This window comes from uncultured Abiotrophia sp. (genome assembly GCF_938010525.1).
GTDB lineage: Bacteria > Bacillota > Bacilli > Lactobacillales > Aerococcaceae > Abiotrophia.
The window spans coordinates 1-24,044 of the sequence record NZ_CALLVK010000018.1 but is presented as its reverse complement, the minus strand read 5'-3'; the positions used below and the strand labels follow the sequence as shown (position 1 = coordinate 24,044).

Genomic DNA, 24,044 nt, shown 5'->3' with positions numbered 1-24,044 from the left:
GTAGAGCAACTGACTTGTAATCAGTAGGTCGGGGGTTCAAGTCCTCTGGCCGGCACCATTTCTAATTAGAGCCATTAGCTCAGTTGGTAGAGCATTTGACTTTTAATCAAAGGGTCGAAGGTTCGAGTCCTTCATGGCTCACCATTCTTTTGCGGGTGTGGCGGAATTGGCAGACGCACTAGACTTAGGATCTAGCGCCTCACGGCGTGGGGGTTCGACTCCCTTCACCCGCACCATTCTTGATATTCGCGAAAGTAGTTCAGGGGTAGAACATCACCTTGCCAAGGTGAGGGTCGCGGGTTCAAATCCCGTCTTTCGCTCCAATAGTTAATATAGTGCCGGGGTGGCGGAACTGGCAGACGCACAGGACTTAAAATCCTGCGGTAGCAATACCGTACCGGTTCGATTCCGGTCCTCGGCACCATTATATTAGCGCCCATAGCTCAATTGGATAGAGCGTTTGACTACGGATCAAAAGGTTAGGGGTTCGACTCCTCTTGGGCGCGCCATTAATCAAACGGGAAGTAGCTCAGCTTGGTAGAGCACTTGGTTTGGGACCAAGGGGTCGCAGGTTCGAATCCTGTCTTCCCGATTTATGGCGGTGTAGCTCAGCTGGCTAGAGCGTCCGGTTCATACCCGGGAGGTCGGGGGTTCGATCCCCTTCGCCGCTATAATGATCTTGTTGGACCTTTAGCTCAGCTGGTTAGAGCTCTCGGCTCATAACCGAGTGGTCGTAGGTTCAAGTCCTACAAGGTCCATAGTGAATATCTTGGAGGATTACCCAAGTCCGGCTGAAGGGAACGGTCTTGAAAACCGTCAGGCGTGTAAAAGCGTGCAAGGGTTCGAATCCCTTATCCTCCTTAATATTATCGCGGGGTGGAGCAGTTGGCAGCTCGTCGGGCTCATAACCCGAAGGTCGTAGGTTCGAGTCCTACCTCCGCAATTAGGTTCCGTGGTGTAGGGGTTAACATGCCTGCCTGTCACGCAGGAGATCGCGGGTTCAAATCCCGTCGGGACCGCCATGCGGGTGTAGTTTAGTGGTAAAACTACAGCTTCCCATGCTGTCGTCGCGAGTTCGATTCTCGTCACCCGCTTGCATACTAGAGCAGCTTGAGCTGCTCTTTTTTTATGGTCTTGCCTCCATTCTTGCACATGAATGGAAGATTCTATATAATGAGTATGTACAATAGTTTGTGATTTCCCTACAGCTAGGCTGTCAGGGGCTTTTCTATTTTAATGAAGGGATACTCGGTATCCGATACTAGGAGGTAGTTATGTTTCAGTCATTGCTTGCTGAGATTAAGGAGTATAAGAAACCCTCATTCTTAGCGTCCTTTTATATGTTTCTGGAAGTCATTTTTGAGATTTCCATTCCCTTTGTCATGGCCATGCTCTTAGACAAGGGCGTCCAGATGGGGGATATGCAGCAGGTGGCCCTTTATGGTGGCCTCATGCTGGTCTGTGCCTTTTTATCCCTCTTCTGTGGTATGCAGTCTGCCCGCTATGGGGCTTTTGCTTCGGCTGGCTTTGCCAAGAACTTGCGTAAGGCCCTCTTCACCAAGGTTCAGTCCTTCTCCTTCGAGAATATTGACCGTTTCTCATCAGGTGGGCTGGTTACTCGTATGATGACCGACGTGACCAACGTTCAGAACTCCTATCAAATGATTATCCGGGTCGGCGTACGGGCACCGCTTAACTTGATATTTGCCATTTGGGCGACCTTCCTCATTAATGGCCAGATGGCCATGATTTTTGTCTGGGTAGCTCTATTCTTAGGGAGTGTACTAGCTCTCATTCTTAAGATTGTCTATCCGCTCTTCACTGAGGTCTTCAAGGCTTACGACAACCTCAACAGCAGTATCCAAGAGAACATCACCAATATGCGGGTGGTTAAGTCCTATGTTAAGGAAGCCCAGGAGACTACTAAGTTTCAAACTGCTTCTGGCAGAATTTACCGCATGTTCATGAAGGCTATTAATGTCAGCGTCTTAAGCACGCCAGCTATGATGCTGTCTATGTATGCTTCTTTCCTCATGATCTCTTGGATGGGAGCCCATCTTATTGTTGTTGGCAACATGACGACCGGGGAATTAACTTCTATGTTCTCCTACACCATGACCATTCTCATGTCCCTTATGATGCTCATGATGATTTTCGTCATGCTAGTCCTATCCATCGCCTCCGTTGAACGGATTAATGAAGTGCTCAAGACCCAGTCTACCATTGTCTCGCCTGAAAATGGCCTGACTCAAGTGGCTGACGGTAGTATCGAATTCCAAGATGTCAGCTTTGCCTATACTGATGAAAATGGCGATAAGGCCCATGTCTTAGAGGGCATTAACCTCAGCATTAAGTCTGGTGAGGTCATCGGGATTCTAGGGGGAACCGGGTCCGGTAAGTCCAGCCTGGTTCAACTCATTCCGCGTCTATACGATGTCGAAGCCGGTGCTGTCAAGGTTGGGGGACAGGATGTCCGCGACTACAACCTTGATAGCCTGCGTCGCCAAGTGGCCATGGTCCTGCAGACCAATGTGCTCTTTTCCGGGACTATTAAGGAAAATATGCGCTGGGGTAAGAAGGATGCCACTGACGCCGAAATTGAGGCAGCCTGCAAGCTGGCTCAGGCCCACGAATTTATCTCCGAGTTCAAGGATGGCTACGACACCATGATTGAACGTGGCGGGGCTAACGTGTCTGGTGGTCAGCGCCAACGGCTCTGTATTGCTCGTGCCTTACTCATGAATCCTAAGATTCTGATTCTGGATGACTCCACCTCAGCCGTGGATGCCAAGACCGACAGTCTGATTCGTCAGGGCTTGGCTTCTAGTCTTAAAGAGACCACCAAGCTCATTATCGGCCAGCGGATTTCGTCGATTCAAGAGGCCGACCGCATTGTGGTCTTGAATGACGGCAAAATCGATGCCATTGGCAATCATGAGCAGCTGCTAGCAAGCAATGCTATCTACCAAGAAGTTTATCAAATGCAAACCCAAGGAAAGGAGGCGGCGTCAGATGGAGAATAAGAAAAGACGTGGCGATTGGACTTCCATTGTCCGACTCCTCAAATTCATGTGGCAGGACTACAAGTGGGTCCTCCTGGTCGCCGCTGTCCTGATTGTTATATCAGCCCTAGTGACCGTTAACCTGACCAGTTCTATCCGCTCCTTGGTCGACAATTTCGTCCAACCTATGTTGCAGACGGGCTCTAGTGACTTCGGGCCTCTGCGTGACTTCTTGTTGGGCTTAGCCCTCTTCTGCTTGGTTGGGGTCATCGCCAACTATGGCTTCTCTATCATGATGGCCACCATCTCTCAGGATGCCCTGCGCTCCCTACGTAATCAGCTCTTTGAGCGTATGCAGAAGCTGCCGGTTAAGTATTTTGACACCCATCCTCATGGGGATATTATGTCTATCTACACCAATGATATCGACGCGCTGCGTCAGGCCATCGAGCAGTCTATTCCTCAACTCTTCTCGTCTGCCATCACCATGATCGGGGTCACGGTCTCCATGTTGGTAGTCAGCCCCTTGCTCTTCCTAGTGGTGGCGGTCATGCTGGCCATTATGGTCTGGGTCATCAAGACAGTTTCTAGCAAGTCTGGTCGTTACTTTGGCGAGCAACAGAAGAATTTAGGGATTGAGAATGGCTTTATTGAAGAAATGATGTCTGGACAGAAGGTCATCAAGGCCTTTGTCCATGAAACAGCCAGCATTGAAGCCTTCAACCAAATTAACGAGCAACTCTTCCAATCTTCCTACCTGGCCAACCGCTTCTCTAACGTCCTTATGCCAATCTTAGGGAACTTGGGTAACATCTCCTTCGTCCTGACTTCCATTGCCGGGGGCTTTATGGCCCTGAATGGAGTAGGCGGCTTGACCATTGGCGGACTTATGTCCTTCCTTCAACTCAACCGTTCCTTTATCGGACCGATTGCTCAGGTCTCCCAACAGCTTAACTTTGTCCTCATGGCTTCGGCTGGGGCAGACCGCATCTTCAATTTGCTAGATGAGGAGCCAGAAGCCAACCAAGGGAAGATAACTCTGGTTAATGTGGAAGAAGTCGACGGTAAGCTAGTTGTCACTGACCAGAAGACTAATCGCTGGGCTTGGAAACATCCGCGTCCACAAGGCCAATATAAGTTGGTGCCTTTGGTAGGGAATGTGGTCTTCAACAATGTAGACTTCTCTTATGATGGCAAGAAGCAGATCCTGCATGACATCCAGCTCTACGCTGATAAGGGGCAGAAGGTGGCCTTTGTCGGGGCAACCGGGGCAGGTAAGACCACCATTACTAACTTGATCAATCGCTTTTACGATATCCAGTCAGGTTCTATTACCTATGACGGCATCGACGTCAAGCTGATTGACAAGGACTCCCTGCGCAAATCTCTGGGCATCGTCTTGCAGGATACCCACCTCTTTAGCGGGACGATCGCGGAAAATATCGCCTACGGCCGAGAAGACGCCAGTCGCGAGGAGATTCTGGAGGCGGCCCGTATCGCCAACGTTGATTCCTTCGTCAAGCATCTGGATCAAGGCTATGAAACCCTGCTGACGGATGACGGGGCCGGCCTCTCCAACGGCCAACGCCAGCTGATTGCCATTGCCCGTGCGGCCTTGGCTGGCGCGCCCGTCCTCATTTTGGACGAGGCCACCTCATCCATCGACTCGCGGACCGAAAAAATGGTGCAAGAAGGCCTGGACCGTCTCATGGCCGGCCGCACCGTCTTCGTAATCGCCCACCGTCTGTCCACCATCGTCAACTCTGACGTCATCATGGTCATGGACCACGGCCGCATTATCGAACGCGGCAACCACGCCTCCCTCATGGCCGAGCGAGGCACCTACTACCGCCTCTACACCGGCGGCCTAGAAATCGACTAAAGGCAGCAAGTAAGCAGGGACTCTGGTCCCTGCTTTTTTGTATGGGGAAATGGGGGAGCTAGTGGTCCACTTTAAAGAGTGGACCACTAGCTGGGTCGGGAAGCAAGGAAAAGAGGGCAAAACGAGGTGCAAGCCGGGAGCCAGTGGTCCACTTTGAAGAGTGGACCACTAGCTGGGCCGGGAAGCAAGGAAAAGGGAGCAAAACGAGGTGCAAGCCGGGAGCCAGTGGTCCACTTTTGAGAGTGGACCACTAGCTAGGTCGGAAACCAGGGAAAAGGGCCAAACCGGCTGGCAAGTTAGGTTTATGGTACCAGTCCATGGATAGGTGGAACAATGGACTGGCAGGGCAAGCTTGCAGGAAAAAGAGATGTATAGGGGTGATTTTCCTGGTGCCAGTCCATAGATAGGTGGAACAATGGACTGGCTCGGCTCAGCTAGGAGTCAAAGGCAGGCAAGCTCGTCGGCTAAGCTAGCCCAAGCTCACTAGCAGAAAATGCTAGCTACTAGCAAGTTCCTCCGGCTAGCCTGAGCAAGTTTTATCTTAAGATGTAAAGATTTAGAAGAAAATGTGTCCTAAACCACAAAAGGCTGGGGAGATGTTATAATAGGGGCAAGAAGCTTTGCGAGGAGGTGACGGCATGTCACATGAGGAAATATACGGCGACTACGGGGCTTACCTAGCGCCTATTATGCAAGACTTGATTAGAAGATTGGAAGACTATAATAAGGAGAACAAGGCCGCCACGGGCTTCAAGCTCTATGAGCATCTGATTTGCCGGGTCAAGGCCGAGGACTCCATGCGAGACAAGTGCCAGCGCAAAGGCCTGGAGCAGACGCCGCAGTCAGCCCTTAAGGTCATTCGCGATGCCATTGGCGTCCGAATTGTTACGGGCTTTGTCGAAGATATTTATAAGCTAGTCGACCGCCTGCGTCAGGAAGCCGGTTATGAGGTGGTGGAGGAGAAGGACTACATCAGTCAAGTTAAGCCCAATGGCTACCGTTCCTACCATGTCATTTTAGAGGCAGAGACCGACTTTCCGGACTGTCAGGGGCAGACGCCGGGGCGTTATTATATCGAGGTTCAGCTCAGAACCATCGCCATGGATTCCTGGGCCAGCCTAGAGCATCAGATGAAGTACAAGCATGATATTGCCAATCCGGAGCGCATTAGTCGCGAGCTCAAACGTTGTGCCGACGAGCTGGCCTCCTGTGATTTGACCATGCAGACCATTCGACACTTAATCCAAGGGGGTGAGGTCCATGCGGATCCTGCTAGCTGAAGATGAACAACAATTGGCCCGGGTCGTGATGACGGCCCTAGCCCATGAAGGTTATCAGGTGGATTGGGCCAAGGACGGCCAGCAAGCGGTCCAACTAGCCCAGCAGACGGTCTATGACCTCATGATTCTGGACATTATGATGCCAGTAAAGGACGGCATTGAGGCCCTCAAGGAAATTCGGGCCAGTGGCCACACCAATCACGTCATCATGCTGACGGCCATGGCTGAAGTCGACGACCGGGTGACCGGCCTGGATGCTGGGGCTGACGACTACCTGACCAAGCCCTTTTCACTCAAAGAACTCCTGGCCCGCCTGCGGTCTATGTCCCGTCGGGTGGACCACTATGAGGCGCCACAACTGGCCCTAGGCAACACACAACTCAAGCTAGAAGAAATGGAAGTATCGGCCAACAACGCCATTCGCCTGGCCGGCAAGGAAGCCAAGCTCCTGGCCCTGCTCATGAAGAACCCAGGCAAGGCTCTGTCTCAAACCTATATCTATGACCATGTCTGGGCCGGTGAGCCGGGTCTGCCAGACTATGAGCTGGTCAATGTCTATCTGGCCTACTTGGTCCAAAAGCTACTCAGTATCCGCTCCAATCTCCAGATTGTGGGCCAACCAAGTGGTCCTTACCAGTTGCTAGTGGAAGCCGCGCCAACCGAGCCTAGCCAGAGCCTGGAAGGGGGCGACTAGCCATGTTCCGCAAGCTGCGTTTCCAATTTATCGCCATTACGACCCTGGCTATTACCCTCATCCTCATGACCCTGGTCGGCGTCATTAACACGGTCCGCTACCTGCAGACTGAGCACGATATTCAGGCCGTCCTAGACCTCTTGACGGAAAATAATGGGACCATCCCTGATACCAATGAGAACCGCCAGACCTTTGACCGCCAGTTCGTCAGCCAGGGGACCCTCTATAACTTTAACTACTTTAGCGCCCGCATCAAGGCCAACGAGGCCATCATCAACCCGGGGACGGCCAACCACCTGACCTCGGAACAAATTCAAGGCTTTGTGGATCAGTCGGGCCTGCAATCCTTCCGCGACCGGGGTTACCTGGAAGAAGACGGGCGCTACTTCTCCTATCGCATTAGTCCCGTCTCCGAGACGGAACGCCTAGTCGTCTTCTTCGAGACCACCCAGGCCTTCCGCGACCGTTGGGCCCTCTTGGTCCTCTCTATCCAAATCGCAGCCATCAGCTGGCTGGCCTTTGTGGTGGTGGTGACCATCTTCTCTGGCCTGGCCATCCGGCCCTTTGTCCGCAATTACGACAAGCAACGTTCCTTCATTACCAATGCGGGGCATGAGCTCAAGACGCCACTGGCGGTCATTGCAGCCAATAATGAGTTGCAGGAGCTCTTGACCGGCGAGACGGAGTGGACCCAGAGCACCAAGGATCAGGTCAACCGGCTGGATCATTTGATCGCTAAATTAATCCGCCTGGCTCGGCTAGAAGAACGCAAGGACCAGGCACCTGTTACGGTTGACTTTAGCCAACTGGTCCAGCGGGTCTCCCACAGCATGTCGGCCCTCTGGGAACAAGAAGGCCTGCATTACGAGGCCGACATTCAAGAAGGCATCAGCCTGCAGGGGGTGCCTGACGATCTCTATGAGCTAGTTAGCATCCTCCTGGACAATGCCCGCAAGTACTGCGACCCTCAGGGAACTGTGCGACTGCAGTTGGCCAACTACAAGCCTTGGCTGAGAAAGGGGCGGGCGGTTCTGACCGTCTCCAACGATTATGCAGCCGGTCAGGGCCAGGACTACCGCCTCTTCTTCGACCGCTTCTATCGGTCCGACCAGTCCCGCACCCGCCAAGTGGTTAGCTCAGATGGGGTTGAGGCAGACTCGACGCTAGCAGGAGGGGAGGCCAAGCCCGCCCAAGGCTATGGCATCGGCCTGTCCATGGCCCAAAACATTGTCAGCCTACACCGGGGCAAGATCAGCGTCCACTACAAGGATGGGGGCATCCGCTTTGTGGTCAGCCTCTAAAGCTCATGCTGCAAGCCTTTGCCTAAAGTCAGTCAAAGGCCATGCTGTTGAGTCGAAAAAGCAAATAAGTTTTGAGGAGCTAGCAAATTGATGGAAACTAGACCTGAGTTTGAAAAGATTAGATCCTTTGACCAGTTTAATCACTATTATTGGTATCGTGAGGAAATTTCACAGATATGCAAGTCTCTAGGATTAGAATATAGAGGAACCAAAAAAGAACTCAATCACATTATTGAAGAGTACTTCAAAGGCAATTTAATTAAGAAATCGCCAAGAAAAAAGGGCAAGAAGCAGGTTGAAAATATTACCTTAGATAGTCCCTTACTTGAATGTGGTTTTTCCTTTAATGCAAAATTCAGAGAATATTTCGCTGCTTTAACGGGGATCTCGCCCTTTAAATTTACTGCGGATATGGCCACTGCCTGGCGGAAAGTAAAAAGCGAACAGGATCGTAACTTTACAATTCGAGACTTGCTGAAGGTCTATGACGGCCAATCAGATTATGCCAAGTATGATCATTCTGTATGTCAATGGAATCAGTTTTTAAAGGATTTCTGTGCCGATAAAAATAGTAGTCACTACTCAAACAAATTAAAAGTAGCGGCCATTCTCTGGAAAGAAGTTAGAGATTCAGACAAGGAAAAAATCTATTCAGAGAATCTCTTAAGTGACTATGAAGATAAGTTAAAAGACTATCACAAGTAGGGAATGCTCAAGTGATTAAAGCTAAGACAAAACAGTAAAGCGAAAAACAACTGCACCCTATAAGTTGGACAATAAAAATCCAACTGATGGGGTGCAGTTCAAAAGCTTTACTGTTTTTTTTTTGCCTAAAAGACTTAAGGAAGCAGCCACTATCCATATTGACCCAAGTCTGACGGGGAGCCAGACGCCAGCACAATCTAGTCAATCGTCTGACCGTCTGCTCTTTACGCATCTTAAGTCTCATACACACCCTCAGGATTGGTTCTAGAATAGCTTGTGAAAACGCTCTAAGGGTGGTATAATAGGTGTGGATGTTTGTATAACACGGAGGGGAGTGGTGAATTGCCTTATATCAAACGTATCATTCATTTGATGGGTGCGACAATCGCCATTTCACTGGCAGACTCGGAAGATCCGAGCCTCCTCGATGCGGTGGAAGAACGTCTACATACCTATAATATGCGCTTTAGTGCCAATGATGCGCGCTCGGAGCTCATGCAGGTCAACCTGCAAGCAGGCTTGGCCCCAGTGACCGTCCATCCCGAGCTCTTCGAGCTCATTCAACTGGGACGGACCCACAGCCTAGCCCCTGGTAGCCATCTCAATATCGCCATAGGGCCCTTGGTCCAAACCTGGCGGATTGGCTTTAAAGATGCCCGCGTCCCAAGCCCACAGGAAATTCAAGCGGCCTTGGCTCTCACGGACCCTGCCAATATCCTCATGGATGAGGACAAGTTGGCAGTCCAGCTGGCCTTGCCCGGCATGAAGCTAGACCTTGGCGCCCTAGCCAAAGGTTATATCGCTGACCGTCTTAAGGATTTCTTGTTAGCGCAGGGAGTCCAATCAGCCTTGATTGACTTAGGCGGTAATATTCTGACTATTGGCCAGAATCAAGACCGGCAGCAAGCTTGGCAGATTGGCATTCAGAATCCCTTGGCGGCACGGGGCCAGCACCTTATGGTTCTACCTATTGTGGACCAATCGGTGGTGACCTCAGGCATCTATGAGCGGACCCTATCGCGCGGAGGCCAGACCTACCACCACATACTGGATCGCCAGACGGGTTATCCTATGACTAGCCCCATTGCCAGCCTGACCATTATTGCCCAGCATTCCGTCGATTGCGAAATCTGGACAACCCGCCTCTTCGGCGACATGCCAGCGGATATCCTGGCCCAGGTCGAGGCGCAAACCGGTCTCGAGGCTGTCTTAGTCACCCAAGACCAACACATCTACCATACTTCCGGTCTCAAGCGAGACTGAACATTCTAAGTATAGAGAGGAACACTTATGACAAAATTTATTGCACTTGTTGGGACTAACTTCCAACGTTCCACTAACCGTCGTTTGCTTCAATACATGCAGAAGCATTTTGCTGATAAGGCCGAAATCGAACTCGTTGAGATTCAAGATATCCCACTCTTCAACAAACCAGCTGACAAGCAAGTTCCAGAAATCGTTAAGGAAATTGCTGCTAAAATTGATGCGGCTGATGGGGTTATTATCGGGACACCTGAATACGACCACGCCATTCCAGCGGTCTTAATGAGCGCCTTAGCTTGGTTGTCTTATGGGATTTACCCACTCTTGAATAAGCCAGTTATGATTACTGGGGCTTCTTACGGGACCTTAGGTTCTTCACGGGCTCAATTACAATTACGCCAAATCCTGGACTCCCCAGAATTGAAGGCTAACGTCATGCCTGGTTCAGAATTCCTCTTGTCACACTCCTTACAGGCCTTTGACAAGAAGGGCAACCTGATTGACCTAGACACCATTAAGAAATTAGACGCCATCTTCGATGATTTCCGTTTATTCGTGAAGATTACGCAAAAGCTGAAAAGCGCGCAAGATCTGCTCCACAAAGAAGCGGAAAACTTTGACTGGGAAAACCTATAACATACGTGACGAGAAGGGAAGAAAACTATGAAATTTGTCGGACTTGTTGGTTCAAATGCTGAACAATCCTATAACCGTAAATTATTAGAGTTTATCCGCCGGGAATTCAAACTCAAATTCGAATTAGAAGTGTTGGAAATTGATGAAGTGCCTCTCTTCAATCAAGAAAGCAAATGGGACGATAGCTTCCAACTTCGCTTACTTTACAACAAAATCACACGTGCGGATGGGGTCATCATCGCAACCCCAGAACACAACCACACCATTACCGCAGCCTTGAAGAATGTCTTGGAATGGTTGTCTTATGAAGTACACCCATTTGAAAGCAAACCTGTTATGATCGTAGGGGCTTCCTACCATGATCAAGGGACTTCACGTGCCCAAGTTCACCTCCGCAAGATCTTGGACGCACCAGGGGTGAACGCTTATACCTTACCAGGGAATGAATTCCTATTAGGTAAAGCCAAAGAAGCCTTCGACTTGAACGGCAACATCACCAACGAAGGCACGGTTAAGTTCTTAGGCTCTTGCTTGGATAACTTCGTTAAGTATGTGGAGGTCGTTTCTAAATTGAAGAAACCAAAACCAATCGAACCTGAAGACTTAGATGTAACTAACCCAATCGCGACTACTATCCAAGGGGTGGATCCAGATGATCCAGAATGGGTAGAAAAAGCAGCTGAGCTGGTAGGGGCAGTCTCTGGCGATACTTACGTCAAGTTAGACCACGGGATTCTGACCGTTAACCAAATCGACATGTTCCTTAAGGCCATGCCTTTCGAGTTGACTTATGCCGATGACAACAACCAATTCCTCTACTATAACAACGCTCACCAAGATCCTAACACCATGTTCGCTAAACGCGTGCCATCTCAATCAGGTAGCCGCTTATCAACCGTTCACAACTCCTTGCCTGCTGCGCGGATGAAGAACGTTGAGTGGGTAGTTGGGGTTCTCCGTAACGGTGACCAAGAGTATGTACGGACTATTGTACCGGGTTCACCTGAAGGGGTTATTAACACTCACAACTACCAAGCTATGTACTACCCAGATGGGTCTTACGCTGGGATCAACGAGATTGTCTTCAACTTCCAACCATGGTTAGACTGGTACTTACAATCTACTGGTCAACGCCTCGTTGGCGGTAACGGCAGTGTGGCCCCTGGCCCACACGGTGGCGGCCATGCCGATGCGACTTCTGGTGCTTCTGATGCGCCAGACAGCCACGGCGGTGGTGGCGCACAAGCTGACGCTACTTCTGGCGCCAGCAACTAATTAAGCCTAGGCAAAGGGCGCCCGACTATGTCGGGCGCTCCTTTTGTATTTGTGGCATAAAAAAATCCCTGCCACAGCAGGGATTGAAGTCAAAAGGAGTAGCCTTATAATGGCACCGTGTTAGCTGAGTAGCGTTTGCGGTATTGGGAAGGCGTACAGTGGTTGTTCTCCTTGAAGGTCTTGGAGAAGTGAGAAGGTGAGTGGAAGCCAACCCGGTCTGAGATATCAGAGACGGTAATGTTAGACTTAGCCAATAGCTTCTCTGCTTCTTCTAAGCGAACGTGAATCAGGTAGTCAATTGGTGACAAGCCAGTTTGTTGCTTGAAGAGGCGGATCAGGTAGTATTTATTGATATCCACCAAGTCAGACAACTCTTCCAAGGTAATCTTCTTAGAGTAGTTCTTGCGGATATAATTTTGGAGCACGTCAATCTCATTATGCTTAGCTTGGAGGCTGGCGTCCTTGATTGATAATTCGTTGTGACGTAAGAGATGAATCATCACACACTCAATCAACTTTTTCATGATGAGGTCGGAACCGCGGAAACGGTTGGACTCTTCAATCAGAGCCAAGTCCAAGTAGTACTTGAGAGTTGGGTTAGGATGGGATGCCACAAATAATTGTGAGCTAGAGTTGGCTTCCTGTGAGGAAGTGAAGACAACACCGGATAGGGCAATGCAGATCCAGTCAATCTTCCGAATTGGATCAAGGGTAATGGTGGTGCCTGGGTTCAGGATAATGACATCACGCTTCTTAATCTCGTGTTGTTCATATTCTGAGTGACAAATACCCGCGCCTTTGTTAACATAGAAAATTAATAAATCTTCTGATGCTATTTTGTGATGCTCGTTGGCAGGTAATTGCTGAGTTGTAATCGAAGTTAGCTTGACTGATGCAGAATTTACATTCGAAATATACATAAAAAGCAATCTCCTTTCTGTTTTTGAGCGAACGTGCAATGTTCTACTATAATAATACACCATTTAAATTAAAATTGGAACCCGTACCATTGAGTTTCCCATTAAATTTTAATTAAACTTCTCCAAAATATTGGTTAGCAGGCCAAGTTCCATGATTTTTGCTGTTGTCTCATGGTGCTAAAAAGTGGTATAGTTATATTGTAAACGGTTTAACGGAGGAATTCAAGATGTATGTAAAGGAAATATCAAAAAATTTTACAGATAAAAAAGTCACGGAAATTCTGGTAGAAAATAAGCAGGGCTTACGGGCAAGCTTCTGCACCCTGGGTGCCCGAATTAGTGACCTGTCAATTCCTAGCAAAAATGGTCGAGAATCCTTGATTCTCAGTCTGACCAATTTAGAGGACGAAGCCACTTACCATACCTATTATGGGGCCACAGTGGGACGGGTAGCCGGCCGCATTGGGCCTGAGCCTTTGAGCTTAGGGCAGGAAGCCTTGGCCTTGACGCCTAACGAAGGAAGCACCCATTTGCATGGGGGACCAGAGGGTCTAGACCTGGCCAACTGGGACTATGAAATTGAAGAAGGCCCCGACCAGGTCTCCGTCATCTTCAGCCTAGTGGACCCAGCCGGCCACAATGGCTATCCAGGTAACTTGTCAGCCCGGGTCATCCATAGCCTGGACCAGGACAATTGCTGGACCGTCCGCTATGAGGCTAGCAGCGATGCGCCTACCTATTGGAACCCGACCAACCATGTTTACTTCAACCTCAACGGCAATGCTCAAGCGCCTATTACTAACCATATCTTACAAGTTGAGGCCAGCCACATGATTCCGCTGACCCCAGCTGGCCTGCCCCTCGGGGGGACTTGGGCTTTGGATCAGCATCCAGGCTTGGACTTGCGTTTAGCCGACCAGACCCTGGGTCAGGTCATTGACCGCCACCCTCATGAAGAGCAGTTGGCCATCCGAGGCAAGGGGCTTGACCATGCCTATGTCTTGGATGCCCCGGTGCCAGTCGGCCAGGCCCACTCCTTGGGCCATGGCCAGGAAGTCGCACCTCAAGGCACTTTAATCGAACCGGCTAGCGGTCGCCAGGTCAAGGTTTGGACCGACCGGCCATGCGCGGTCATCTATACCCATAACCACCAAGTTCCAGGCTTTATCCTAGGTGGCAAGGAGCAGGTGCCTTATATCGGTGTCAGCTTCGAGACCCAAGTGGCGCCTGACGCCCCTCACCATCCCGACATGGGTTCTATTGTCCTGACGCCGGACCAGGCCTACCTGAGTGAGACTTGTTTCAAATTGACTTGGTAGGCTAACTGAGCTTGCCAGCCTAGCTTCCTTATTTACATTCCCCCAGCTTCACCTTAGAAAGGAAGAAATTTATGGATAACTTTATTTACGACATTCCGACCAAGCTCTACTTCGGCCGGGGCCAAATCGCCCATCTGCCAGAACTGGTCAAGGCCAAGGGCCGGCGCGTCCTCCTGGTCTACGGTGGTGGCTCTATTAAGAAGATAGGCCTCTATGATACGATTTTGGAGCTCTTGTCCGACTGCCAAATCGTGGAACTAGCTGGCGTGGAACCTAATCCCCGCATTGAGTCGGTCCGCCAGGGGGCAGCCCTCTGTAAGGAGCACGATATTGATGTTGTCCTGGCCGTAGGAGGTGGTTCTACCATTGACTGCTCCAAGGTCATTGCGGCGGCCGCTTGTTATGAAGGGGATGCCTGGGACCTGGTGTTAGACCCAAGCAAGATTAGCCAAGCCCTGCCGCTCATTGATGTCTTGACCTTGTCAGCGACCGGGACCGAGATGAATACGGGGGCCGTTATTACTAATTTCGAGACAGATGATAAGAAGGGGACCGGCGCCTATGTCCTCTATCCTTACGCTTCAATCTGCGATCCGACCTACACCTTCACGGTCTCAGCCTATCAGACGGCTGCCGGGACTGCTGATATCATGTCCCATACCTTCGAGAATTATTTCCAACATCAAGAAGCCTTCATTCAAGAACGCCTAGCCGAGGCCATTCTGTCTTGTTGTATTCGGTACTTGCCAATCGCGCTGGCTAATCCGGATGACTATGAGGCCCGGGCCAACCTCATGTGGGCTTCCACCATGGCCCTCAACGGCCTGACTTCCAAAGGCCGGGCCGGTGCCTGGACCTGCCATGCGATTGAGCATCTGCTGTCGGCCTACTATGATATTACCCACGCAGTCGGCCTGGCTATTCTGACCCCGCGTTGGATGGCCTATGTCCTCAATGACCAGACCGTCGACCGCTTCGCCCACTATGCCCGCACCGTCTGGCTGGTGCCCGAGCAGGCCGATAAATATCAAATGGCTAAGGCCGGCATCGAAGCCACCTATCAATTCTTCGAAGACCTGGCCCACCTGCCCATGACCCTGCCAGAAGTCGGCATCGATGATGCCAAATTCGATGTCATATCAGAACGTGTGGCGCCCCGCCTGACAGCTAGCTATGTGCCACTAGCAGCAGAAGATGTGCGCGCTATCCTAGAAGACTGCCTGACGCCTGGCGTAACCTATCGGAGTTAAGAGAAAGTGACTTGTTTGGCGCGCCAGTGGTCCACTCGGTCGAGTGGACCACTGGCTAGGCCAGGAAGTGCCGAAAAGCTACTAAAAAGGCAGAAAAGTAAGGAGCTAGTGGTCCACTCCGTCGAGTGGACCACTGGCTCCTTTGCGAGTCTTATAAGCAAAGTAAGAAGCGGCTAGCTCTGATGGCTAGCTGCTTCTTTTATTCTTTCGGTGCCGGATACTTAACAGCATTCTTAACTAACTTTTCCCGGATAATCTGATCAATATCGAGGCCTAGGTTATCGGCTAGCATATAGGTGTAAATGAGGACGTCCGCTAACTCCTCTTTGATATGTTCCAACTCAGGGCCGTTAACGTCCTCGGGTGACCGCCATTGATAAATTTCCATGAGTTCGGCTGCTTCAATAGCAACCGACATGGCTAGGTCTTTTTCATTATGAAAGGGACGCCAGTTGCGTGCGTCGCGGAAGGCATTGATTTCGTCCATAATCGTCATAGACATCACTCCTCTGTGGATTTTGCTGCGGATTGTAGAGCCAGTAATTTGTCTCGTAGGCGTGGATTAACGGCATAAAGGTAGAGGCCTTTTACACCGCGCTTGAGTAGGACATTCAAGGAATTGAGAATCATCTGCTCCAAGGCCTGAGCATAGGTGTCATCATCCATATCAGCCCGCCGGACCTTGGCGCCACGGTCCATGTAACGGTTAGGGTCCACGACAATACGATCCGTCTCAGGATCATAGTCGACCGATGGACCAATCACCACGCCAGCATAGTTGAGGTCGAAGCCTTGAATCGTGTAGATAGAGCCTACTTCATGGATGGTCTCAGGTCGCTCGGCCCAAGTCTGGTTGTCTACGGTTGAGTTCCAAGGCAGGTTAATCCCACCTGGGTCAACCAGATAACTATTACCATCCTTCTTATGCTCATAGTCGAAGGTTCCAATGATGCGGGATAGGCCGAGAATCCGATCTTTCTCCCAAATCATATCCTTGAAGCGACTTGGATCTGCTACTACTTGGAAGTCAAAGCCATCCGTTTCAGGCCAAGGTGAGAGCAGTCGCTGGTCCACTAAGTCATCTATCCAATCAATGACAGCGCCAGCCCCCTGCATACGGAACTGGTCGGTCAAATGGAAATGATGGAGCTTGAGCTCGCTCCCTATAACGGCAGAGAGGCGTTCTTTGTCCCAGTGGCTTTTCACCTTGAGAACTTGCTTAGAGTCAAAGATACAGACCACTATTTTGGCTAACTTGAGAATCTCGCTTAGGTGGTTGTCCTGCCTGAAATTATTGTAGGCATCAGACTGAGACAAGAGCAAATGAGCCTCATCAATCAGGACAATATCGACTTCCTGACCCTTGTTAATGAAGGGGGTGGGCTTGTCGAAGGAATTCTTCTTGAGATTGGGCAAGCCGGCAGCGATAGCCTTATAGGTCTTCAGCATCTCGCTATGGTTGACTAGGAGCCGGCTCTTCACCCCATGGAAAGGAGAGTTCTTGTCCGCAGCCAAATCCGCCAGCCGATGCATAATAGCTGAGATGACAACGCTCTTGCCAGTGCCAGCCTCGCCTTCGATTAGGAAGAGGTGGTGTTGGTTGTCAGAGAGTGCTTGTTGGCAGAAGTTAAGCACCTCTTCTTTAATTATTTGTTGAGAAGTAGATAGCGTTTTGAATGGCGACAGCTTAAAGATGTCCTTATTTTCTATTTCGGCTATGGTATGGTTGACAAGTTTCTTAGCTCGTAAGCTCTCCCACAGTTGGGGAAATAGCTCTTGCTGGAAGTAAGTCTTGTTAGCGTAATTAGCCGTCTTCTTCTGCTTAGTCTGGCTCCGGTTCTGTAGCTTATATTTCTCATCCGCTAGGAAATAGTTAATGAGTTTGGTTTCGAAGTCATAGGTAGCGGACTTATGGAAGTCCTGGTTACCAATTAGAAGTGTCTGGGTCATTTTGCAGCGACGCAGATCTTTTAGGTGTGTTTTCATGCGCTTGGGCATTTGGTCAGTTTCACCAATATAGGCATCAGGTCGACGTTTGTCCGTATTATGCAGAATATAGATAATGGGATAGTCGGTAAGTAACTCTTCTGTAATTTGTCCAATCGAGTCCTTGTCAAATCGTACTTCTTCAAGAATAAAATCCGCCATTAGGCCACCGCCTTGTCTGAGCTAAGGGTCCGAGAAACCGAGGTTTTTCGGACTAGAGGTGACCTATGCTATGGTGAAGCCAGCACTACTAACTAGATGAGTGCAAAAAGGAGTATGAAAATGACAAAGAAATATGGCTATGTACGGGTATCGACTGCTCAGCAGAAAACGGATATCCAATATGAAGAACTGCGGCACTACGGCGTCTGCCAAATATTCGTCGACAAGACAAGTGGCACTACAACTGAGAATCGGGAAGCTTTGCAGAATCTTTTGGAGATAGCACAGCGCGGAGATGAGGTGGTGGTTACCAAAATTGACCGACTAGCACGTAGCATTATTGACCTTAATCAAATTGTGACTACTCTCAACAGCAAAGGTGTTCAAGTGAGATTTTTACAAGATAATTTGATCTTCGAAGCTCACGAAAAGCCAAGCCCTTTAAGCTTGCTGATGTTCAACATATTAGGGGCATTTGCTCAATTTGAACGTGACTTGATTATCGAACGTACAGGGGCAGGAATTGAGAAAGCAAGACTGAATGGTATTAAATTAGGCCGACCACGAGAACACTACGACCGAATTGAAAGAGCACTAGAGCTATATCTAAATCGTCCGCAAAATCAATTGTCTATCCAAGAGATTCTTCAACTGACCCAGGTTAAAAAATCTAAGTTTTACTACTACCTAAACCAACTAAAAAAAGGCAATCTTAACCTCTAGCAGAAAGTCCAAAAAATGGTATAATAAGTCTTGTGAGAAGGCGACTAAAACCGCCTTCATTAAATGATAAAAAAAGAGTTCGAAAAACCTCGGGTTTGTGGACTGGGAATGGGAGCTGGGTGAGTGCATGTCAGAGGGATTAATAAAAAGTAAGAAGCGCGTTCAGCAGCATGGGGAAGTCTTCACTCCTGCATGGATGGTGAAGAAGATGCTAGATACTCCTGGTATAAAAGAAGCCTGTGAAAATATTTATGCTACTTTTCTAGAGCCAGCAGCAGGAGATGGCAACTTCCTCTTAGCAATTCTAGAACGGAAGCTGAAGGCTGTAACAGAGCAGTATGATAAACGTAATTGGAAGACCAAGGCACTAGTAGCTCTAGCCTCAATTTATGGCATCGAGTATCTTGCAGACAATCTTGATGTAGCACGCTCGAGGATGTTTAATTACTATCTCGATTGGTATGAAGAGGCTTTTGGTGAGCGACTCAATAGTCAGACCAACATCTACAAATCGGCAAATTATATCATCCACAAGAATATTGTAAGAGGGAATACCTTAACCAAACGTCATCCCATAACTGAAGAGCCAATCCGAATGATTGAATGGCAGAAAGTCCCGGGATATCCGAGCAAAGTTCGAGCAATTCCATTTGCCTTTGCGGAATTATTCGGTGAAGAAGTGGAAGAGGAGAAAAAACTTGTAATGGAACAACTTAGCCTCTTTGAATGGGAGGAAGAGGTTGCTAGCGAGCCAGAGGTTGAAAAAATCATAACAGAAATTGAAATACAAAAAGTATACTTATTGGGGGATTAAGGATGAGTGTGGTTTCAAATTTTGATTTTTTAAGTGTCGATCTAGACACAGCAGAATTGTATGCGACTATTAATATGGCGGAAGAAAACTACGCTCAGAAAGACTATGAAGGGACCTTGACCAAAGTCCGTAAAGTCGCGGAAAATACAGCCAAGTTATTTGCTGATCGTGCCTACATTGAATTGGGTGAGCGGGATAATTTCAATGAGATTCTTCGAAAAATTAGGCATTCGATTAATGATAAGCATGTTGTGGATTATTTATACGAGATCAAAGGGAAAGGCAATAATTCTGCCCACGTTCTGAACCCCTCTGACGCAACGCAAGAGAATGCGCTTAGAGCCTTGGAGCATATGTTCTATATCTTAGTCTGGTTCGTTATTAACTATATTGACGATGAAATTCAGGCTAACTTATTCGATGAATTTTTAGAGCCTAAAGCTCAAGCCCTCTACAAAACAGCTGAGCGGAAATTTATCTATGTTCAGACAGTTGACAATGCGAGTGGCCAATTTCCTGCTTTTGATGGGACTTACAAAGTTGGCGAAGGAACCGTTCCAGAAGATGAAGTCGAGGGAGACTGGAGTCCGAATAGTAGTTTCTTACGGAAGTTAGCACCTAAACGTATCAAACAATACATGAAGACCTCAGGCCTGCCTTTTATGTTGGGATGGGTTGAACTGGCTTATCGCAAATCAGACAAGACCTGGTTCCATGATTATGATGTCCACAATGTTTTAAGACGTTCTGGAATTAAGCATTCAGAATTGCTAGAAGGCAATGAGTGGTTTGATACGGATTTGGAGACAGCCAAATCGGCTATTCAAGCGGTAAAAGATGGACGTGAATACATCAATGAGTCGGTAGCAGAGAAGACGGCGGTCGTTTTACGTCCAGAACAAGAAGCGGCAGTTGCTAAGACACGCCAGGCCTTCAAGACTAAGGATACAATGCTCTGGAATGCCAAAATGCGCTTTGGCAAGACGTTAACGGCTCTTCAGTTGGTCAAAGAAGAAGGTTTCCAAAAAGTCCTGATTATGACGCATCGTCCCGTTGTGTCAGATTCTTGGTTCGAGGACTTTAAGAAAATGATGATGAGCCAAGAAGGTTATGAATATGGTTCAGTGACCCAAGGTGCCTCGCTTGAATCACTCAAAAAGGGAAGCAAGCCTTTCGTTTATTTTGCTTCCATTCAGCTCTTACGTCATAATAATGCGCAAACGAACTTAGTCCCGTTCGCTGAGGTAGACTGGGATCTCATTCTGATTGATGAAGCGCATGAAGGTACTCAGACTCAGCTAAGTGAGCTTGTAATGGAACAGCTAGTCAAAGATAAAACCAAAGTTTTGGAGCTTTCTGGGACCCCCTTTAACCTCTTGGATAAATTTGAAGAAGATCAAGTCTATACCTGGGACTATACCATGGAACAGACGGCTAAACTTAAGTGGGCACTGGAGAAACCCAATGAACCAAACCCTTACGAGAAGTTACCGAAGGTCTCTATGTATACCTTCGAGATGAAGAATAAGAAATTTTTAGACGAACGGAAATCTTTTAATTTCAGGGAGTTCTTCCGTACAGATGACTCAGGTTGTCTAGTGCATAAGCAAGAGGTTCGAGCCTTTCTTGATAATATTACCAATCCTGATAGCCGAACCAACTATCCTTTCTCGACCAAGGCCTACCGAGAAGAATTGCGACACACACTCTGGTTATTACCAGGAGTTAAAGAAGCCAACGCCTTAGAAGACCTTATGAAGGAGCATCCAATTTTTGGTAAGGAGTACCAAATTGTTAATGTAGTTCGAGGAAGCGAGCGGGATAGTGACGATGGCGTTGCCAATGAGGCGGACCTGGAAAAAGTGCGTAAGGCGATAACAGACGACCCTTCGCAGACAAAAACCATTACCCTAACGGTTCGTAAGTTAACGACTGGCGTCAATATTCCCGAATGGACAGCCGTTATATTTTTATCCAATACTAACTCAGCAATGAATTATTTACAGGCTGCCTTTCGTGCTCAGACGCCATTTGCTCATGAAAAATTAGGGATGAAGAAGCATTGCTATATCTTTGATTTTGCGCCAGATCGTGCGCTGACTGTGATGGCTGAGAGTGCGCAGATTAATTCTGGTGTGGGTAAGAAAAATACTCATCAGCAGAAGAAAGCCATGTCTCACCTCTTGAATTTCTTGCCAATTCTTGGTCAAGCAGACAATGGCATGAAAACTTATGATGTTGATCGCATGTTAACTCAATTGAAGAAGGTATATGCAGAAAAAGCTGTACGATCTGGCTTTGAAGACGATAGTCTCTATAATGATAAGCTTCTCACCTTAACAGAGGGCGATGCTAAGTTATTCCAAGACTTAAGCGCGATTGTTGGTAAAACAAGCAAACAGAAGACACCTAAGACGATTACTGTCAATGACAATGGTTTGACCGATGAAGAATATGAGAAGGGTGAGAAGGGCAAGAAAAAGAAAAAACGAGACCGCACCCCTGAAGAGCAAGAAGCAATTGAAAAGATTAAAAAGGCTAAGCAACAGCGTAAGACCATGATTTCAATCTTGCGAGGGGTATCAACTAAGATTCCTCTCATGATTTATGGGATGGATGTCGATATTCAAGAGGATATCTCGATTGAGGAATTCGTCAAGCAGGTGGATGATAAGTCTTGGAAGGAGTTTATGCCTAAGGGCTTTACTAAGGAGCTGTTCCATGACATCGCACAATTCTATGATGCAGAAGTCTTCGTGGAAGCAGGTCGAATTATTCGGCATCGCGCCAAAGAGCTAGACGAGCTGGACTTTATTGAACGTGCAGAGCGGATTGCTGAATTATTTGGCAGTTTCAAGAATCCCGATAAGGAAACAGTCCTCACCCCATGGCGTGTTGTTAACATGCAAATTGCCAAGGGGATCGGTGGCTTGAACTTCTACGATGATGATTTCCATGCGATGACGGATGGCGGAAGACCTAACCTACATTGGGTAGAGCGTGAAGTGACTAAGGAAATCTATCACCCAGATACCAAGATTATTGATATAAACTCCAAGACAGGCCTATATCCCTTGCACGCTGCGATGAGCTTATACTATCAGGCCATGTTAGCCAATGAAGACAAGCGATTTATTGATAGACAAGTCTATCAGTCGATTCTAAGCAGAAATATCTATGTTATTGCCCAGACTCCAATGGCCAAAACCATTACGGAGCGGACACTAGCAGGATACAGAGGTTATAAGACGAATGTGGTTTATATTCCGGGGCTAACGGACGTTCTAAAGCAGGATATAGACAAGGGGAAAGAAAAAGTAGAGGAGGCGTTTGGTCACGTGAAATTTGATGTTGTGGTGGGGAATCCGCCGTATCAGGAAACTTTGGAGGGAACTAGTGATCGTCCTTTATATAATTACTTTATGGAATTATCGTACAAAATAGCTGACAAAGTAATATTGATAACACCAGGAAGATTTTTGTTTAATGCGGGCAAAACTCCAAAGGCATGGAATGAAAAAATGCTGTCTGATGATAATCTAAAAGTTGTATTTTATGAACAGGATTCTGCTAATGTATTTCCAAATACGGACATTACAGGAGGCTTAGTAGTTTCATATAGAGAAAAAGGTAGCAAAATTGGCCCCATCAGAACGTTTACCACGTATGATGAGTTAAATAAAATTTTAAATAAAGTGATAAATTCAAATGACTTTCATTCTATAGTTTCAATTATATATTTACAGAATCGATTTGATTTGAATCAACTGTTTAAAGATTATAATGAACTACGGCATGTAATTGGAAGCGAAGGGAAAGAAAGGAGGTTAACAACCTCAATATTTGAACAAGTGCCTATATTCTATGATAGTAGAGGTAATAAAGAAGATATTAAATATATGGCAGATGAAGTAGTAGATTTACATGGGAAAACTGTTATTCCGGGATTTGTAGATGCTCATATGCACCCTTTGATGCTTGCAGACTACAGTAAACAGATTGCCTGTCTTCCTCCGAAGATAAATTCCATAAAGGATCTGATTTCAACTATTTCAGAAGCTGCAGAAGAAATTGAACAGGGGGAATGGATTTTAGGTTGGGGATACGATGAAGGAAAATATGAGGAGAGGCGTTTTCCGGACAGGTATGATTTAGATAAAGCTGCTCCAAGCAATCCGGTTTTATTGGTAAGAAGCTGTGAACATATTAGGTGTGTTAACAGTAAAGCACTTGAAATTGCAGGAATAACAAAAAATACTGAAGATCCTCCCGGCGGTAAAATAGGCAGAGATGAAAATGGAGAGCCAAACGGTATTCTGATGGAAAATGCCAGAAATTTGGTCATCCCCTTTATGCCGGAGAAAACAGAGCAGGATAGAATAGATGCATTGGTGGATTTAGGAAACCTTTTGACCTCGCAGGGAATTGTTGCCGTTACAGACATGGGAAATCTTCACCCCGGCGGAAATTATAATCTATACAAAGAGGCTGCAACAAAAGGCTTTATGCAAAGGGTTTCGTTGTATTACATGTGGGATTATTTTATGGATGATTCCGATTTTAGGATAACAGGGGATTTGAGCTCCTTTAATGAAAACATCAGAATAGCAGGGATTAAGCTTATTGGAGACGGAAGTATATCAGGACAGACTGCATGGCTTGAGAAACCTTATCTGAATACGGATAATTACGGCATCCCGGTTTACTCAGACGAAAGCATGGAAAAAGCTATTACTTTTGCAAAAGAAAATAACTGTCAGATTTCTGTCCACGCAATGGGTGGTCGTGCCATAGACAGGGCGATAGATAGATTCTATAATGAAGACGGTTTT

The 24,044-nt window shown here is 47.8% G+C and carries 18 protein-coding genes and 12 tRNA genes; 27 read left to right on the top strand and 3 right to left on the bottom strand.

The window, feature by feature from the left end; genetic code table 11:
• The first annotated feature begins 68 nt into the window (after positions 1-68).
• The 22 genes from Q0339_RS03615 (at position 69) to Q0339_RS03510 (ending at position 12,038) form a co-directional block, all read left to right on the top strand.
• A tRNA-Lys gene (locus Q0339_RS03615) sits at positions 69-144 on the top strand.
• 7 nt (positions 145-151) lie between these two features.
• Positions 152-236: transfer RNA gene (locus Q0339_RS03610), tRNA-Leu, on the top strand.
• A 12-nt stretch (positions 237-248) separates the two neighbouring features.
• Positions 249-323, top strand: a tRNA-Gly gene (locus Q0339_RS03605).
• Positions 324-337: 14 nt separating this feature from the next.
• Positions 338-424 (top strand) — tRNA-Leu (locus Q0339_RS03600).
• An 8-nt stretch (positions 425-432) separates the two neighbouring features.
• Positions 433-509: transfer RNA gene (locus Q0339_RS03595), tRNA-Arg, on the top strand.
• A 9-nt stretch (positions 510-518) separates the two neighbouring features.
• Positions 519-592 (top strand) — tRNA-Pro (locus tag Q0339_RS03590).
• A gap of 5 nt (positions 593-597) precedes the next feature.
• Positions 598-671, top strand: a tRNA-Met gene (locus Q0339_RS03585).
• Between the two features lie 13 nt (positions 672-684).
• A tRNA-Ile gene (locus Q0339_RS03580) sits at positions 685-758 on the top strand.
• Between the two features lie 13 nt (positions 759-771).
• Positions 772-861, top strand: a tRNA-Ser gene (locus Q0339_RS03575).
• Positions 862-870: 9 nt separating this feature from the next.
• Positions 871-943 (top strand) — tRNA-Met (locus Q0339_RS03570).
• Between the two features lie 3 nt (positions 944-946).
• Positions 947-1,022 (top strand) — tRNA-Asp (locus tag Q0339_RS03565).
• Between the two features lies 1 nt (position 1,023).
• Positions 1,024-1,094 (top strand) — tRNA-Gly (locus Q0339_RS03560).
• Between the two features lie 180 nt (positions 1,095-1,274).
• Positions 1,275-3,023: an ABC transporter ATP-binding protein gene (locus tag Q0339_RS03555; RefSeq protein WP_298077433.1), complete on the top strand. Its 1,749-nt coding sequence runs from the start codon at positions 1,275-1,277 to the stop codon at positions 3,021-3,023.
• Positions 3,013-4,884: an ABC transporter ATP-binding protein gene (locus Q0339_RS03550; protein ID WP_298077431.1), complete on the top strand. Its 1,872-nt coding sequence runs from the start codon at positions 3,013-3,015 to the stop codon at positions 4,882-4,884. Before Q0339_RS03555 ends, Q0339_RS03550 begins: the two co-directional genes overlap by 11 nt.
• A 638-nt stretch (positions 4,885-5,522) precedes the next feature.
• Entirely contained in the window at positions 5,523-6,164 is a 642-nt protein-coding gene (locus Q0339_RS03545) for a GTP pyrophosphokinase family protein (protein WP_298077429.1), read from the top strand.
• Positions 6,145-6,858, top strand: a complete 714-nt coding sequence (locus Q0339_RS03540; RefSeq protein WP_298077428.1) for a response regulator transcription factor — start codon at positions 6,145-6,147, stop codon at positions 6,856-6,858. The genes Q0339_RS03545 and Q0339_RS03540 overlap by 20 nt, the downstream gene beginning before the upstream one ends.
• Before the next feature lie 2 nt (positions 6,859-6,860).
• Complete coding sequence (locus Q0339_RS03535; protein WP_298077427.1) at positions 6,861-8,159, top strand: HAMP domain-containing sensor histidine kinase; 1,299 nt, start codon at positions 6,861-6,863, stop codon at positions 8,157-8,159.
• A gap of 87 nt (positions 8,160-8,246) precedes the next feature.
• Positions 8,247-8,864: an SAP domain-containing protein gene (locus Q0339_RS03530; RefSeq protein ID WP_298077425.1), complete on the top strand. Its 618-nt coding sequence runs from the start codon at positions 8,247-8,249 to the stop codon at positions 8,862-8,864.
• A gap of 121 nt (positions 8,865-8,985) precedes the next feature.
• Positions 8,986-9,132, top strand: a complete 147-nt coding sequence (locus Q0339_RS03525; RefSeq protein WP_298077424.1) for a hypothetical protein — start codon at positions 8,986-8,988, stop codon at positions 9,130-9,132.
• 74 nt (positions 9,133-9,206) lie between these two features.
• Positions 9,207-10,127, top strand: coding sequence for an FAD:protein FMN transferase (locus tag Q0339_RS03520; protein ID WP_298077435.1), 921 nt, complete (start codon positions 9,207-9,209; stop codon positions 10,125-10,127).
• Positions 10,128-10,154: 27 nt separating this feature from the next.
• Positions 10,155-10,763, top strand: coding sequence for an NADPH-dependent FMN reductase (locus Q0339_RS03515; RefSeq protein WP_070755753.1), 609 nt, complete (start codon positions 10,155-10,157; stop codon positions 10,761-10,763).
• Positions 10,764-10,790: 27 nt separating this feature from the next.
• Complete coding sequence (locus tag Q0339_RS03510) at positions 10,791-12,038, top strand: NAD(P)H-dependent oxidoreductase (RefSeq protein ID WP_070755752.1); 1,248 nt, start codon at positions 10,791-10,793, stop codon at positions 12,036-12,038.
• A 104-nt stretch (positions 12,039-12,142) separates the two neighbouring features.
• On the opposite strand, the gene Q0339_RS03505 is transcribed toward Q0339_RS03510, so the two are convergent.
• Positions 12,143-12,958, bottom strand: coding sequence for an AraC family transcriptional regulator (locus Q0339_RS03505; RefSeq protein ID WP_023392450.1), 816 nt, complete (start codon positions 12,956-12,958; stop codon positions 12,143-12,145).
• A gap of 227 nt (positions 12,959-13,185) precedes the next feature.
• On the opposite strand from Q0339_RS03505, the gene Q0339_RS03500 reads away from it, so the two are divergent.
• Together Q0339_RS03500 and Q0339_RS03495 are read left to right on the top strand one after the other, a co-directional pair.
• Positions 13,186-14,277, top strand: coding sequence for an aldose epimerase family protein (locus Q0339_RS03500; RefSeq protein ID WP_298077422.1), 1,092 nt, complete (start codon positions 13,186-13,188; stop codon positions 14,275-14,277).
• 71 nt (positions 14,278-14,348) lie between these two features.
• Positions 14,349-15,527, top strand: a complete 1,179-nt coding sequence (locus tag Q0339_RS03495; RefSeq protein ID WP_298077421.1) for an iron-containing alcohol dehydrogenase — start codon at positions 14,349-14,351, stop codon at positions 15,525-15,527.
• Positions 15,528-15,726: 199 nt separating this feature from the next.
• Here the strand turns inward: Q0339_RS03495 and Q0339_RS03490 are convergent, their stop codons facing one another.
• Together Q0339_RS03490 and Q0339_RS03485 are read right to left on the bottom strand one after the other, a co-directional pair.
• On the bottom strand, positions 15,727-16,023 hold the full coding sequence (locus tag Q0339_RS03490; protein WP_298077420.1) for a nucleotide pyrophosphohydrolase: 297 nt from the start codon (positions 16,021-16,023) through the stop codon (positions 15,727-15,729).
• Positions 16,024-16,028: 5 nt separating this feature from the next.
• Positions 16,029-17,675 (bottom strand): DUF2075 domain-containing protein, encoded by a 1,647-nt coding sequence (locus tag Q0339_RS03485; RefSeq protein ID WP_298077418.1) that lies wholly within the window; start codon positions 17,673-17,675, stop codon positions 16,029-16,031.
• A gap of 120 nt (positions 17,676-17,795) precedes the next feature.
• On the opposite strand from Q0339_RS03485, the gene Q0339_RS03480 reads away from it, so the two are divergent.
• The 3 genes from Q0339_RS03480 to Q0339_RS03470 form a co-directional block, all read left to right on the top strand.
• The gene (locus Q0339_RS03480) at positions 17,796-18,398 is read left to right on the top strand and encodes a recombinase family protein (protein ID WP_035364854.1); all 603 of its coding nucleotides are present in this window, start codon (positions 17,796-17,798) and stop codon (positions 18,396-18,398) included.
• A 127-nt stretch (positions 18,399-18,525) separates the two neighbouring features.
• The gene (locus Q0339_RS03475) at positions 18,526-19,212 is read left to right on the top strand and encodes a methylase (protein WP_298077414.1); all 687 of its coding nucleotides are present in this window, start codon (positions 18,526-18,528) and stop codon (positions 19,210-19,212) included.
• Between the two features lie 8 nt (positions 19,213-19,220).
• Positions 19,221-24,044: amidohydrolase family protein (locus Q0339_RS03470; protein WP_298077434.1), on the top strand; the 4,824-nt coding region annotated here is incomplete at its 3' end.

Excerpts from the sequence above, each read along its gene's own strand:
- Q0339_RS03555 (WP_298077433.1), top strand. The coding sequence starts at position 1,275 with ATGTTTCAGTCATTGCTTGCTGAGATTAAGGAGTATAAGAAACCCTCA.
- Q0339_RS03550 (WP_298077431.1), top strand. The coding sequence starts at position 3,013 with ATGGAGAATAAGAAAAGACGTGGCGATTGGACTTCCATTGTCCGACTC.
- Q0339_RS03545 (WP_298077429.1), top strand. The coding sequence starts at position 5,523 with ATGTCACATGAGGAAATATACGGCGACTACGGGGCTTACCTAGCGCCT.
- Q0339_RS03540 (WP_298077428.1), top strand. The coding sequence starts at position 6,145 with ATGCGGATCCTGCTAGCTGAAGATGAACAACAATTGGCCCGGGTCGTG.
- Q0339_RS03535 (WP_298077427.1), top strand. The coding sequence starts at position 6,861 with ATGTTCCGCAAGCTGCGTTTCCAATTTATCGCCATTACGACCCTGGCT.
- Q0339_RS03515 (WP_070755753.1), top strand. The coding sequence starts at position 10,155 with ATGACAAAATTTATTGCACTTGTTGGGACTAACTTCCAACGTTCCACT.
- Q0339_RS03510 (WP_070755752.1), top strand. The coding sequence starts at position 10,791 with ATGAAATTTGTCGGACTTGTTGGTTCAAATGCTGAACAATCCTATAAC.
- Q0339_RS03505 (WP_023392450.1), bottom strand. The coding sequence starts at position 12,958 with ATGTATATTTCGAATGTAAATTCTGCATCAGTCAAGCTAACTTCGATT.
- Q0339_RS03500 (WP_298077422.1), top strand. The coding sequence starts at position 13,186 with ATGTATGTAAAGGAAATATCAAAAAATTTTACAGATAAAAAAGTCACG.
- Q0339_RS03495 (WP_298077421.1), top strand. The coding sequence starts at position 14,349 with ATGGATAACTTTATTTACGACATTCCGACCAAGCTCTACTTCGGCCGG.
- Q0339_RS03490 (WP_298077420.1), bottom strand. The coding sequence starts at position 16,023 with ATGACGATTATGGACGAAATCAATGCCTTCCGCGACGCACGCAACTGG.
- Q0339_RS03485 (WP_298077418.1), bottom strand. The coding sequence starts at position 17,675 with ATGGCGGATTTTATTCTTGAAGAAGTACGATTTGACAAGGACTCGATT.
- Q0339_RS03480 (WP_035364854.1), top strand. The coding sequence starts at position 17,796 with ATGACAAAGAAATATGGCTATGTACGGGTATCGACTGCTCAGCAGAAA.
- Q0339_RS03475 (WP_298077414.1), top strand. The coding sequence starts at position 18,526 with ATGTCAGAGGGATTAATAAAAAGTAAGAAGCGCGTTCAGCAGCATGGG.